Here is a 13,633-nt window from a genome sequence, read left to right on the forward strand (position 1 = left end):
GCTATCCTCTTAACCAGAAATCATTTGATATTGTTTTAATATGTCTTCGATATGTTTTTGGCTGGCAAGTTCCGGTAAAACCATGGGCAATCTTAACACTGCACTTTGAATCAGGCCCATTTTGTATAAAGCCCACTTAGGCATCACCGGGTTGGGTTCAACGAACAAGGCATCATGAAGAAGTTCAATTTCCGAATTGATACGACGGCATTGGTCAAACTCTTTGTTTAGTGCTGCGTCACACATACGGGCCATGGCATTCGGTACCAGGTTTGCCGTAACAGAAATAACCCCATGACCGCCTTCACACAAAAACTCACAACTGCTGGCGTCATCACCACTTAACAGCAGAAAATCGTCTTCCACCAGCGCCTGAGTTTGCTTGAGGCGGTCTATATCACCGGTAGCATCCTTAAGCCCCACAATGTTTTTGTGCTTTGCCAATTCAGCGACGGTTTCCGGTAACATGTCCGCAACAGTGCGCCCCGGGACGTTATACAGCAGCACAGGCACATCGGTGGCGTCTGCGATGGCATTAAAATGGGCAATCATGCCAGCTTGCTGGGGTTTATTGTAATATGGAACCACACTCAAAAAACCATCCACGCCGAGCCCAGCCATTTGCTCGCTCAAAAAAATTGCTTCTGCAGTCGAGTTCGCGCCACTGCCAGCAATCACCGGAATTTTCCCGCCCACCATTGCTACCGTGCGCTTGACCACATCTATGTGCTCTTCAAAGGGTAAAGTTGCTGATTCACCGGTAGTGCCGACTGATACGATACCGTGGGTACCCTGTTCGATATGAAACTGAACCAGTTTTTCCAGCGCGGCGTAATCGATTTCGCCCTGGTCATTCATCGGTGTAATCAGTGCGACGTAACTGCCTGTAAACATAATCTCTCCGCTTTTTGTGAGCGCACATGTTAATTATCTGAGGCACTAAACACAAGCAATCCGGCGGGCAATTTTAAGATTATTTCCAACCCTTTAGCGCTGGCACAGCAAAAAAACTCTGTGATACCATTTCCGCTTGTTACTTTGGAACCGAAAACCCATGAAGCATCAATTAATTGTGACCATATTGGGCACCGACCACAGCGGTATATTGAGCGAGATAGCCTCTACCGTGTCCGAAGTGCATTGCAATATCCTCGACAGTCGCCAGGCTATTTACGGCAGAGAATTTTCCCTGACCATGATCCTGGAAGGTTCCCATCAGGCAATCACCAAAGCCGAATGCCTGCTCCCCCCCCTTTGCCAACGCCTTGATCTGCTGTCGATGATGAAACGTACCAGCCATCACGCCAAGCAAAACCTGGAGCACCTGTTCGACGTCGAATTCAGCGGAGTAGACGCAGCAGGACTGATCAAATCCGTGACCGGTTTTTTTGCCGACCGTAACGCATCTATCAGCGCGTTCCGACAACGCACTTTTACCGACAAAGCGTCGGGGCTTGAGATGATGCGCTGTAAATTTGTGGTCAGCATTCCGGATTCGGTGGATTTTGGCGAACTGGAATACTCTCTCAAACTCCTATTCGACAGCCTCAACCTGACCGGGAAGGTCGTCGACAAACACAAGAAGGACAACCATGAACACACTGCAAGCTGGTGACAGCGCCCCACAGTTCTCCCTGCCCGACCAGAATGGCTCGACTGTTACTCTTAACAGCCTGTCCGGTAAGAAAGTACTGGTGTATTTCTATCCTAAAGCCATGACACCAGGATGCACGGTTCAGGCCCAGTGCCTGCGCGACGTTAAATCAGAGCTGGAAAGTCACAATGTGGTGGTTTTGGGAATCAGCCCGGACGCGGTAAAACGCCTGCCCAAATTTATCGAGAAGGAAAGTCTGAATTTTACTCTGCTGTCGGACGAGGATCATTCCGTTGCCGATGCGTTCGGTGTTTGGGGCCGTAAAAAATTCATGGGCAAAGAGTACGACGGCATTCATCGCATCAGCTTTCTGATCGACGAAAGCGGCAAAATTATCAAAGTGTTTGATAAATTCAAAACCAAAGATCACCATCAGGTGGTGCTCGATTTCCTCAACAGACTCTAGGGCCTGTTGATCTTTGCTGTGGCGAGAGCCATGAAGCTTAGTCAGCTAAGTAAATGGCGAACAACGCAGTCATGTAAGCACTCAGAGTGAACCCGAAGGGCAGCACTTGTCCTTGGCGCAGCCTCCGTATGCTGCGCCCTGCTCAATACCTACGTATAAAAACCAACACCTATCCTGCCACCTCTACCACTAGAATACCCCCCCTACAGCCCCATTTAATGGCCCAAACCTTAATAACGACAAACTCAGGGAAAAGCGGAAATGGAAGTCTATTGAAAGCACCTCAAGAGGAATGCATTGCATGCTGTTTACCAAACATAACAATAAAATTCAGGCACTCAGCGAACAGAATGAGCAGTTGAAAGCAGTGGTTGAGTCCATCAACAACGCCGTGGCCAATATAGAATTCAGCCCTGACGGCACCATTCTGAGCGCCAACGCGCTATTTTTGGCCACCGTTGGCTACAGCCTTGAACAAATTCAGGGCAAGCATCACAGTATGTTCTGCCCGCCGCAACAGAAAAACTCCCGGTCATATCAGGAATTCTGGGAAAGGCTGCGTTCCGGCAAGGCTCAATCCGGTGAATTTCAGCGCGTGAAACAAGACGGCAGTGCAGTGTGGTTAAACGCCACCTATTTTCCGGTAATACAGCACAGAGAAGTTGTCAAAATCATCAAGATTGCAACCGATATCACAGCAGAAAGAAACGCCCTTACAGACAAAAACGCGGTGTTCGACGCGCTCGACCGTTCCAATGCGGTAATAGAATTCACGCCAAAAGGTGAGATAATTAATGCTAACCAAAACTTTCTTAATGCCGTAGGCTACGAACTGCACGAAATAAAAGGCAAGCACCACCGACTGTTTTGCAAACCCGGGTTCTACGAACAAAATCCAGGATTCTGGGAACAACTGGAAAATGGCGAATTCAAAAGTGGCCGGTTCCAGCGTCAGAATAAACGGGGGCAACCTGTCTGGATAGAGGCCACCTACAATCCGGTGTTCGATGACGCGGGGCGCGTGGTAAAAGTAATTAAGTTTGCCTCGGATGTAACCGCCCAGGTCGATCGGGAACTCAGCATTACGCAGGCCGCGGAAATTGCCCAGTCTACTTCGGTAGAGACCGAGCAGATTGCACAACAGGGCAGCGAGCAGTTGCGCCTTGCCGTCGAGACTTCGAGCCAGATAACGGAAAAAGTCACCAGTGCGATGACGTCGATCAATTCGTTAAACGAGCAGTCCAAAAATATATCAGCCATTGTCTCGACCATCAGTGCAATTGCTGAGCAAACCAATTTGCTTGCGCTGAATGCCGCTATCGAAGCCGCAAGAGCCGGTGAACAGGGGCGCGGGTTTGCCGTGGTTGCCGATGAAGTACGAAGCCTGGCAGCCAAAACCAACGACTCGACACATGAAATTAACGAAGTGGTGCTCAGAAATGAAGCCCTGACCCTAAATGCTACCAGACTTATGGAGGACGTTTCCGGGACTACCCAACGGGGATTGGAACAGATCCAGGGAGTAGCTGCGGTTATGCAGGAAATTCAGGCCGGGGCTGAGAACGTGTCGGTTACCGTCAGCAACCTGCAATTGGATTAGTCAGCCCGGCGGGCTGAACGCCCGCGAAAACCTTAGTCTGGCAAACTCTGAAACGTCTGCCCTACGGGGCAGTAGCATCTGGAAACTTTTCCTGCTCCGGCGAAGAGGACCAAGCGGTGATCACCGCTTTCACCAGGGTGGCCAGCGGGATGGCAAAAAACACACCCCAAAACCCCCATAACCCACCAAAAAACAGCACAGCAATGATAATGTACAACGGGTGTAAACTTACCGCTTCAGAAAATAACAATGGTACCAGCAAGTTACCGTCCAGTGCCTGAATCACCCCATAGGCAAACATCAAATACCAGAATTCAGGCGTAATGCCCCACTGGAACATGGCAACTACAGCCACAGGAATGGTTACGACAGCGGCTCCGATATAGGGTATCAATACCGACAATCCAACCAGCACTCCCAGCAATATGGCGTAACGCAAGTCCATAAGAACGAAGGTCACACAGGACACCGAACCCACAATCAGTATCTCAATTACCTTGCCGCGAATGTAATTGGCGATTTGCGCATTCATTTCATGCCCAACCTGGGTAATGAGCCTGCGTTCTTTCGGCAGCATACGGGAAATACTGTCAAGGAAGAAAAATTTGTCCTTCAACATGAAAAACACCATCAACGGCACCAGGATGAGATAAACCAGCAGCGCGGCGACATCAATCAGTGAGCTGAAAGAAGCAGAAATCAGGCTTTCTCCTACCCCGACTAACCGTTCATTAAGGCTTTCCATCATTTGATAGATTTGGTTAAGCTGAACGTAATCGGGGTACTTTTCCGGCAGGGTTAACACCCAGTCCTGGGCTTTTTGCCAGATCAGCGGGGTTTCCTGAATCAGGTTAATACTCTGGCGGGCCACCACCGGTACCAGCCCCACAAACAGCATCACCGCAATGGCTACGAATAGCAGCATCATAACGCCACAGGCAAAGCCCCTCCCCACCCCAATCCTGACCAGACGATTCACCGGCCAGTCGAGCAGATACGCAATGACCGCCGCTACCAGGACCGGCATTATCATTTGCCCCCATAGCAGCAATACTGCCGTGCTCAAAAGTATCAGGATGAGCAACATCGCTGCATCGGGATCAGAAAACTTGCGCCGATACCAGCGACCAAACACACTCAACATAGTCCTGTTCCTTTAACCGAACTCCTTATAATGCCTAGCATCATAGGGTAAACCCACGGCTTGGGGCAATACGCAAAATCGGCAATCCAAGCGGGCTCAGTAGCAATCAGCCCGCAGGTGCGGCACAATAGCGAAAAATTGCGACAGAAAAATGAAACTCTCAGCCATTCTATTCGCTCTAACCGGAACGAGCGCAAAATGCAGTACTCAATTTTTTTACCGTATTTAATGAGATCAATAGTGCGTAAAGGAATCAAAAGCGGGTTTTTTATCTTAGGGATGAGCTTAGCGGCCATCGCCCATAGTCAGACTCAAAACGACAAAAACATTCTCCCGGAAATTGGTGTTGTGGCCTCTGAAGTCATGCCGCTGGATAAAGAGATCCTGGTGGGTGATGCCGTAATGAGGCAAATGCGCAGCCAGGCCCCCCTGATTGCCGATCCAATCCTCGATGAATACCTGCAGGATTTGGGTAATCGGCTGGTTGCCTATGCCGATAATGCCAAGTTCCCATTCCGATTTTTTTGGGTCAATAATAACGACATTAATGCATTCGCGTTCTTCGGTGGCCACATTGGTGTTCATTCCGGGCTGATTTATCGGGCAAAAAATGAAAGTGAGCTCGCATCGGTTCTGGCGCACGAAATTGCCCACGTCACTCAGCGCCATATTGCAAGGCGCATGCAGGCACAACAACGTTCGTCCCCCCTTGCGCTGGCATCTATGCTGGGAGGCGTGCTCCTGGCTATCGCAAACCCTGAAGCGGGAATGGCGGCAATTTCAGCAGGCCAGGCAGCATCGGCGCAACTTCAGATTGACTATACCCGCTCAAACGAACAGGAAGCGGATCGTATCGGCATCGCCATGCTGGCAAGGGCTGGTTTTGATCCCCGGGGAGCGGCAACCTTTTTCTCAACCCTGGCAAGCCAGTATCGGATGGTTTCCAGGCCACCTGCCAGATTGCTGTCGCACCCACTGACGGAAAGCCGTATCGCTGATGCCCGATCCCGGGTGGACGATTACCCTGCGGTCAATCTGCCACAGAATTTATCCTTCGAACTGGCCAGGGCTCGGGTAGTGGCACGCTACACATTTGACTCGGAATACAGCCTGGAGTATTTCAAGGCAATGGTGGAGAAAAGCACCTATTCAATGCGGGAGGCCGGATTGTATGGGTTGGGCATCGCCTACCTGCGCAACGAACAATTTGACCAGGCCCGTAAAATTATCATCGACGACCTGCTGGCCAAGGATCCGGAAAACCTGTTCTATCTTGATGTTGCAACCGATATTTCACTGGCGCAGAGAAAATTCGATGAGGCTGTAGCGCGTCTGCAGCCCCATTTACAAAGAACCCCGCGAAACCAGGTTCTGGTGCTCAACCAGGCTAATGCCCTTAACGAAGCCCGGCGGTATGAGGAATCCATTGCGCTGCTGAAAGATTTTTTGCTGGTCCACAGGGAACATGAACTGGCCTACCAGATGCTCAGTGAAGCCTACAAGGGGGCAAAACAGTTTCAGGACATGCACCAGAGCAAAGCAGAAGTTTACGCTCTGTATGGTGCCTACAGCCGGGCCGTGGACGAACTGCAGTACGCCTACAATTTCAGTGGTGAAAGCCACCTCGAAAAACAGCGCATCCGTGCCCGCATAAAGCAATTAAGGGAAGAGGAAGAACGTCTAAAGCGGCTTTGACTTGAGTTTTTCCAATACCTCAACGAGCCGCTTGCTGGATATCTCCCCCATCAATTCCGCAGCGATTGTACCATCGGGTCCAATAACAAATGTGGCCGGAAGATACTGAGGTTTGGAGACCGGGAGCCGGGTATTTTCATCGGCCACAATCAGGTCATATTCTATATGATATTTTTGTTTCAGTGCCTGTACATCCGCCACTGAAAGAAGGTCGTAACTGACGCCAAAAAGCTGCACATCCCCGGGCCTGGTGCGGAAAAAATGGTTAAGTTCGGGAATTTCCTTGAGGCACGGTGAACACCATTCAGCAAAGTAATTCACTACTACCCATTGTTGCTCCAGCGTTTCCCAGCGATACTGCTTGCCGGTAACCGTTTCAAAATCCACCCGGCCGGCCTGATAGCTGACAACCCCGGCAACCGCAGCCAATACTCCCAACAGCGCCACAGCCAGATAACCCAGGCCTTTACTGACTTTATTTTGCACAGCCCTTTCCACCTCGCATTCACTCATCCAACCACTGCCAGCAGGAGTTTACGTCTGCGGGTGGATTGGTCCAGGTCAGCAATATACAATGCAGCTATCTCAACACAACGATAATGATTATGTCCAGAGTTACCATACTGCACAATCCTCGCTGCTCCAAAAGCCGTCAAACACTCGCCTTACTCCAGGAACAAGGCGTTGAACCCGACGTGATCGAATACCTGAAAACCCCACTGACGGTTGATGAACTTCGGACACTTTATTCAAAACTCAATCTCAAAACCGTTACTGCGATGATGAGAACCAAAGAAGCCGAATTTAAGCAGGCCGGGCTGGACCTGGAAAACGTCAGTGAGGATGCGTATTTTCAAGCTATGGCAGAGACACCCAAACTGCTGGAACGTCCGGTAGTAATAAACGGTGCCCGCGCCCGCATCGGACGGCCTCCTGAAGCCGTGCTGGAAATTCTTTAATGGGGCCGGTCCTTATTCTGTATTACAGCCGTAACGGAGCAACCGCCAAACTCGCCCGGGCTATTGCAACCGGTGTCGAATCCGCCGGGGCTACTGCTATGCTACGAACTGTTCCGCCGCTGGCAACTCACGGTGATGCACCGCCCGGCCCACTGCCCGAAAACGGTCCTCCATACGCCACACTGGATGATTTGACGGCTTGCAGTGCACTGGCACTAGGCAGCCCCACGCGCTTTGGCAACATGGCGGCGCCACTAAAACACTTCATCGACTCAAGCAGCCATCTTTGGTTAAAAGGTACACTCATCAACAAGCCTGCCTGTGTGTTCAGTTCAACCTCAAGTATGCACGGCGGACAGGAATCCACTTTACTGACAATGATGTTGCCACTGCTACATCACGGCATGGTGGTATGTGGATTGCCCTATTCGGAACCGGAACTGCATAGCACCACAACAGGGGGCTCCCCCTATGGTGCCACTCATGTCGAAAACGGTTCCGCCCCCGGACTCAGCGCCGATGAGCAATCCTTGTGTGTAGCCCAGGGAAAAAGACTGGCCAGCCTTGCCCGGCAACTAAGCCAGTTGCATTCATCTTAACGGAGTAATTCATGTCGTCCTCTACGCGTTTTTATCGTTATCTCGCCTTGTGCAGTCATTTACTGCTGATTGCCTGGATCATCCTGTGGCAATTTTATTTTCAGAAACAGTTTCAGTATTCACCGGTTTTCGTTGGTATTGTCTATGTGCTGCCTTTGCTGTTGCCACTGCCGGGCATTATTACGGCCAAACCTTACACCCACGCCTGGGCAAATTTCGTGGTTTTGTTTTACCTTCTGCATAGCCTTACCGTAATCTATGCGGTAGAGTCTGAGCGATATTATGCGTTGGTTGAACTCGCCCTTTGTATCGGCATGTTCATCGGCTGCAGCGTATTTGCGCGCAAACGCGGGCGTGAGTTGGGTCTTGGACTAAAAAAGCTCAAAACGGTAATGCAGGAAGAGCGGGAGCGCTTTGAAGGGAGGAAGTAATGAAGCTATGGTTGGTGGCACTGTTTACGTTGTTGTTATTGGGTTGTGGTGGTTCCGGAAGCCCCGACACAACCTCAGGTAAGACCGATACGCAACTGGCTCTGGAAATTACCGGGTCACTGCGGGTAGTTAAAGGCGATTCAGTCGCACTGGCAGTAACAGCTTCGGATCAAAGCCCAATCGAAACGGTAACCTGGTCCGTTTCTGATGCGGCTTTCCCAATTTTGGCGCCGCACACCCAGGCCATAGGTTTTGATGCAACAAAAACGGGTAATTTCAGTATTGACGTTGAAGCCACGCTGAATTCCGGCACCCGGTTAAGTAAAACCGTCACTCTGACTGTTGTTGAGGGCACGTCCCCCGCAGTCATTGTAAGACTTGCTCATCAAGCCACTGAGGGGGGGCGGGTATCACTGCAGTTGGACACCAACCGCAACGCCAGTGTGCGGCAGATAAGCTGGACGCAATTACAGGGCCCCCAGGCTGTCGACGTTAAATACGATGATGTAGGCACCCCCAGCAAACGCATTTTTTTTAAAGCTCCGCAGGTACTGCAGGATTCGGTTATTGAGTATGAGGCAACCGTAAGCTTCAGTGACGGCCATCAGGCCAGCGATTCTACTCTGATTGTGGTGAAAAACGCCGACGTCAACAGCAACGGTTTTTTTCCTTCCAGCGACCTGATAGTCACCGAACAGATGCAACCTTACCGCGCTGACAGCCCATACGCCCAGGCCTTATCTGACTGTGTCTATAACAATCAGCTGTCCCGCTCGTGCACGTTTGAGAAATTGCCGTTGATAGGCCAGGTAACCGACACCCCAACAATAGACGACATTCTGGACAGAACCTATGTTTCTCACCCCTGGATGGGCGACGCGTTGCGCGATTTTCTTGCGTATTCCAGTGCCAGTGAAGATTTGATTAACATGTTGCGCGCCACCACAGCCATCGTCATTTCCTATGAAGTAAGGCCGTCATTTTACTGGGTGGTCACGGGAGCTATTTACCTGGATGCGAACAATTTCTGGCGCACGCCGGAAGAACGGGACACGGTAAATACCGAGCCGGACTATCGCAGTGAATTTGGCCTTGATTTGGATTATGTAACCACCTGGCGCTATGTGAAAAATCAACAATACTACTATCCTCAGCCCGGACTTGCTGCAGAACTGCGTAACAGCCGCACTTTGCTGGGCATCGAGCAAGCTATCTCCTGGCTTCTTTATCACGAACTCGCCCACGCCAATGATTTTTTTCCACCCACGAGCTGGTCGAGCTTAACGGATAATGAAACCCCGCTGTCCTACGTATATGAAAATGCTCCCCAGTCTGATGGCCTGATTCTGGCGCATCCACTGATGTCTACCATGCTGGAAGAGCTGGCACAGGTCAACTACGGTGGCGCAGACGCCACCTCTGACCAACTGGCCATTACGGCTGAAGAAGTCGCCTGGGATTTTGAACGGGACGGTGCCGCTTCCTTCTATTCCTACTATACCGCAAGAGAGGATTACGCTACGCTGGTTGAGCGCTTTATGATGCTTTACCGGCTTGGTGTTTCTTCCGATGTCGGCGTATTTTCCAGTGACGCTATCAACCGCGGCGATTTATCTATCACCTGGGGACAGCGTGATCGCATCAATGACCCATCGGTGCAGCCAAGAGTGAAATATGCCGTGAACCGGGTGTTGCCCGAACTTGATGTGGATGCGATCCAGCTACAATTGCCTGATGCTGAACTGCTTCCGCCAGGAGTATCATGGTTTGATGTCCTGTACTCTGCACCCGGTAACTTCCTGATACCTATTAATGAACTACCGCCGGCAACTCCGCAATTTTTTGCCGTTCCCTCGTTTGAACAGACTCTGAAGCTGCCGGCGCACTGAATTGGCTAGCTGGGCCTACCCAAGGTCCAGCTCTCTTTTGACCATCGCAACAGAAAGCTTTTTTTGCTCCTGCAACGACCGGTTATCCAACCTTTCCAGCAACGACATCAGACTGGGCAAATCACGATCACTGTGATGCAGTAAGAACTGCAAAGCCTGCTCCGAGAGTTTAAGCCCCCGTTGCTGAGCCCGTTTTCGAATTACCTGTTTACGATGCTCATCAGACAGTGCCTGAAGCTGATAGGTTACGCCCCACCCCAGTCGGGAGCGCAAATCCGGCAGCACGAAATCCGGGTGTGACGGGCCCAGTTCAGACGTGCAAACCAATAGCCCCTGGTTCACTTCCAGCACACGGTTGATTAGGTCAAACAACGCCTCTTCCCACCGGGCATTGCCGGCAATACTCTGAATGTTGTCAAGGCAAATCAGGGAAAGGGATTCCAGGCCCTCAAATGCGTTTGGAGGCCAGTCTGCGGCCTCGTCGAGGTTGAGGTAACTGTGGCTGACGTTACGTCGGGCCAACTGATGACACACCGCATAAAGCAAATGGCTTTTGCCCCTACCCGGGCTGCCGATAATGTTGACCATGGGTATGCGTAGTCGACGTACCGTTTTCAGCCCTTCATTGGCCTGCCAGTCCGGAACTCCGTTCGCGATGTTTTTAAGCAGACCAACCAGCTCGGTATTTTTGGCCTCTACAAAGCTTTTAAAAGTTTCATCATTGGGTAACGTAACTGGCAAGGGCAACTGCATGATTAGTCATTCCAGTAATAATGCTTGCCTTCAACCCTTTGCCCGGCGCCATCCGTCACTGGTTGTAAATGGTTTTCCAGTGCAACGGCTGTCGCAAAATCCTCAAAAGACCCGATAAGTCCCAGACGGAACGTGCCCACAGAGCCACTTTGTTGTTCCAATACTGCCGCGTCAACAACCGACAGACTATTGAGATAGCGCAGCGCTTCAACGTAGCGGTTGAGGGAGTCAAGGTTGGCAACCGAAATTTCCACCGAACTCGCTTCGCCGGGTTCATCCACCGGGACTATCGCAAATTTTCCTGCCAGAAAATCGGCATATTCGTGCAGAAGATTTTCGCTCAACTGAACCGGTGATTCACCATACAGAGTACCAACGTGCACTTTGTCGCCGCCGATTAATACCCAATCCAGAGCATAGTCCCCCTCTCCGGTGTTGGCATTCATAGCGCGGAACTCTTCATCACTGAACGACGCCCTGCCCTGAAGCTTAGCCTGGCGCTCATTTGCCAGAGCCCGGTATAAGGCATCTTCCTGTTCATTGCCCCCATCACCAGGTTCGCCTGAACCAGAAGGTGAAAATTCGGCTGAAGACAATCCGTCGTTGCGGTAAATTCTTGCGCCGAGAACAAAGTCCGCACCATAGCGTTGCGAAGCCTGAGTAAGGGAACTGGCAAACTGGCCCCACACATCGTATATGGATATGGCCTGAGAATCAGTGATATCCATCAATGGCATGGAAACTGGCACCCCACGCTGCTCGGCAGTGGTTGTGATGACCTGCCCCAGCTCGCGACTGTTGGCTTCATCGAGAATCACGCGATTGCCGTTATCCTGCTCCAGCGCCAGCCAAAGCAAACCGTCCGGGCGACGCTGATCCCAGATTGGAAACCCTTCGGTTCTTAAAATAGATTCAATACTCTCGGCGTCAAAGTCCGCTACCAGATAAAGGGTCTGGTCAATAACTTCGAACTGGTAGGAACGCAATAATTTAGTAGGATTTCGAATTGCTGCACTGAGCACAGGATTTTTGACCGAATCCCGCTTGCCACTCATTTTAACCACTACCTGGGCTAACGCCTCACGACTGGCCCGAGACAAAGATTCCCTGCTTTGATCAGCCACAGGAATTTTGGCTCTGTTGGTTTCGACCACTTCGGTCGCCACAGTGGGGGCTGCCAGGCCGGCCAGCAACATTGTCAGCAAGGCGGCAACCGCACATTTACTGAACACGTTTCTCACTTTGGTAATCAAAACCTTTTGTCACTCCGTAACCGCAATCGCTACTACACTGTAGTCAAATGCATGAAAAAATGGGTGCCATTGTGTTCTATTTACGAAATATTTTCATCTTAAAAGTGGCAAATTTTTGTCTTCAATAATAAGCAGTAACATTGGCGATTGGACTTACCAGCACTTACTGGTAGAATCCGCGTTTTTCACCCAGAGCACCAGGGCAAAACCGTGAGCGAAAACAAAACTTCTCTGAGTTATAAAGATGCCGGAGTCGATATTGATGCCGGTAACCAGCTTGTCGAACGTATCAAATCCGTAACCAAACGTACCCACCGTCCGGAAGTTCGCGGCGGACTCGGCGGATTCGGCGCTCTGTGTGAGATCCCTGCAAAATACAAACGCCCGCTGCTGGTATCCGGTACCGACGGTGTAGGCACCAAATTGCGCGTTGCAATGGACGCCAACCGGCATCAGGGTGTGGGTATCGACCTGGTGGCCATGTGCGTGAACGACCTGATTGTCCAGGGGGCTGAGCCATTATTTTTCCTCGACTATTACGCCACCGGTAAACTCGACGTTGATACCGCAGCTTCAGTCGTAACTGGTATTGGTGAAGGCTGTGAACTGGCAGGTTGCGCACTGATTGGCGGCGAAACCGCAGAGATGCCCGGCATGTACCATGACGGTGATTACGATATTGCCGGCTTCTGTGTGGGCGTGGTTGAAGCAGACAACGTCATCGACGGCAGTCAGGTAAAGGCCGGGCAAAAGCTGATTGCACTGGGCGCATCAGGCCCCCACTCCAATGGCTATTCACTGGTCCGCAAAATTCTCGAAGTCAGTAATGCCGACGTTCAGCAGGATTTGGAAGGTAAACCCCTTATCGATCATCTGTTGGAGCCTACCCGAATTTACGTCAAATCGGTACTGGCACTGCTTGAAGAAGTCAAGGTAAGTGCCATTTCGCATATAACCGGTGGTGGTTTCTGGGAAAATATTCCCCGTGTATTGCCCGACGACGCCAAAGTTGTAATTGACGAGCAAAGCTGGCAGTGGCCTGCGGTATTCAGCTGGCTTCAGCAAAACGGTAACGTGACTCGTCACGAAATGTACCGCACCTTTAACTGTGGTGTGGGAATGGTTCTGGTTGTGGATGAACAGGACGTCGATAAAGCGTTATCGCTGTTGAATCAGCAGGGCGAAAATGCCTGGTTGATTGGAACGGTAGAAGCCAAAGACGGCGATCAGCAAGTCGAGATCCGTTAAAT

14 protein-coding genes are annotated in these 13,633 nt (G+C 50.9%); 9 read left to right on the forward strand and 5 right to left on the reverse strand.

Going from position 1 to position 13,633, the window contains the following annotated elements; genetic code table 11:
* Nucleotides 1-9: 9 nt before the first annotated feature.
* Complete coding sequence (gene dapA, locus DXV75_RS04555) at nt 10-894, reverse strand: 4-hydroxy-tetrahydrodipicolinate synthase (protein ID WP_115592220.1); 885 nt, start codon at nt 892-894, stop codon at nt 10-12.
* A 160-nt stretch (nt 895-1,054) separates the two neighbouring features.
* On the opposite strand from dapA, the gene DXV75_RS04560 reads away from it, so the two are divergent.
* The 3 genes from DXV75_RS04560 (at nt 1,055) to DXV75_RS17260 (ending at nt 3,660) form a co-directional block, all read left to right on the forward strand.
* Nucleotides 1,055-1,615, forward strand: coding sequence for a glycine cleavage system transcriptional repressor (locus DXV75_RS04560; protein WP_115592221.1), 561 nt, complete (start codon nt 1,055-1,057; stop codon nt 1,613-1,615).
* Nucleotides 1,593-2,060 (forward strand): thioredoxin-dependent thiol peroxidase, encoded by a 468-nt coding sequence (bcp, locus tag DXV75_RS04565; protein ID WP_115592222.1) that lies wholly within the window; start codon nt 1,593-1,595, stop codon nt 2,058-2,060. Before DXV75_RS04560 ends, bcp begins: the two co-directional genes overlap by 23 nt.
* A gap of 301 nt (nt 2,061-2,361) precedes the next feature.
* On the forward strand, nt 2,362-3,660 hold the full coding sequence (locus DXV75_RS17260; protein WP_115592223.1) for a methyl-accepting chemotaxis protein: 1,299 nt from the start codon (nt 2,362-2,364) through the stop codon (nt 3,658-3,660).
* Between the two features lie 61 nt (nt 3,661-3,721).
* Here the strand turns inward: DXV75_RS17260 and DXV75_RS04575 are convergent, their stop codons facing one another.
* Nucleotides 3,722-4,804 (reverse strand): AI-2E family transporter, encoded by a 1,083-nt coding sequence (locus DXV75_RS04575; RefSeq protein WP_115592224.1) that lies wholly within the window; start codon nt 4,802-4,804, stop codon nt 3,722-3,724.
* A 228-nt stretch (nt 4,805-5,032) separates the two neighbouring features.
* On the opposite strand from DXV75_RS04575, the gene bepA reads away from it, so the two are divergent.
* Entirely contained in the window at nt 5,033-6,499 is a 1,467-nt protein-coding gene (bepA, locus tag DXV75_RS04580; RefSeq protein WP_115592486.1) for a beta-barrel assembly-enhancing protease, read from the forward strand.
* Here bepA and DXV75_RS04585 read toward each other — a convergent pair.
* Nucleotides 6,485-6,985, reverse strand: a complete 501-nt coding sequence (locus DXV75_RS04585) for a TlpA family protein disulfide reductase (RefSeq protein WP_245953119.1) — start codon at nt 6,983-6,985, stop codon at nt 6,485-6,487. The two genes, bepA and DXV75_RS04585, sit on opposite strands and share 15 nt — an antisense overlap.
* A 119-nt stretch (nt 6,986-7,104) precedes the next feature.
* On the opposite strand from DXV75_RS04585, the gene arsC reads away from it, so the two are divergent.
* From arsC to DXV75_RS04605, 4 genes are read left to right on the forward strand one after another with little or no spacing between them, the layout of a single operon-like run.
* Complete coding sequence (arsC, locus tag DXV75_RS04590; RefSeq protein WP_115592487.1) at nt 7,105-7,458, forward strand: arsenate reductase (glutaredoxin); 354 nt, start codon at nt 7,105-7,107, stop codon at nt 7,456-7,458.
* Nucleotides 7,458-8,057, forward strand: coding sequence for an NAD(P)H:quinone oxidoreductase (gene wrbA / locus DXV75_RS04595; protein WP_115592226.1), 600 nt, complete (start codon nt 7,458-7,460; stop codon nt 8,055-8,057). The genes arsC and wrbA overlap by 1 nt, the downstream gene beginning before the upstream one ends.
* Before the next feature lie 11 nt (nt 8,058-8,068).
* Nucleotides 8,069-8,488, forward strand: coding sequence for a DUF2069 domain-containing protein (locus DXV75_RS04600; RefSeq protein WP_115592227.1), 420 nt, complete (start codon nt 8,069-8,071; stop codon nt 8,486-8,488).
* Entirely contained in the window at nt 8,488-10,377 is a 1,890-nt protein-coding gene (locus tag DXV75_RS04605) for a hypothetical protein (protein ID WP_115592228.1), read from the forward strand. Before DXV75_RS04600 ends, DXV75_RS04605 begins: the two co-directional genes overlap by 1 nt.
* Nucleotides 10,378-10,392: 15 nt before the next feature.
* Here the strand turns inward: DXV75_RS04605 and hda are convergent, their stop codons facing one another.
* A complete protein-coding gene (gene hda, locus DXV75_RS04610; RefSeq protein WP_115592229.1) occupies nt 10,393-11,130 on the reverse strand; it encodes a DnaA regulatory inactivator Hda in 738 nt (245 codons plus the stop codon).
* A 2-nt stretch (nt 11,131-11,132) separates the two neighbouring features.
* Nucleotides 11,133-12,362: a DUF2066 domain-containing protein gene (locus DXV75_RS04615; protein ID WP_147291795.1), complete on the reverse strand. Its 1,230-nt coding sequence runs from the start codon at nt 12,360-12,362 to the stop codon at nt 11,133-11,135.
* Nucleotides 12,363-12,593: 231 nt separating this feature from the next.
* Between DXV75_RS04615 and purM the strand changes: the two genes are divergently transcribed.
* Nucleotides 12,594-13,631 carry a phosphoribosylformylglycinamidine cyclo-ligase gene (gene purM, locus DXV75_RS04620; RefSeq protein ID WP_115592231.1) on the forward strand — a complete coding sequence of 346 codons (1,038 nt, stop codon included), beginning with the start codon at nt 12,594-12,596 and terminating at the stop codon, nt 13,629-13,631.
* Nucleotides 13,632-13,633 lie beyond the last annotated feature (2 nt).

The organism is Alteromonas aestuariivivens, assembly GCF_003367475.1.
GTDB classification, from domain to species: domain Bacteria; phylum Pseudomonadota; class Gammaproteobacteria; order Enterobacterales; family Alteromonadaceae; genus Alteromonas; species Alteromonas aestuariivivens.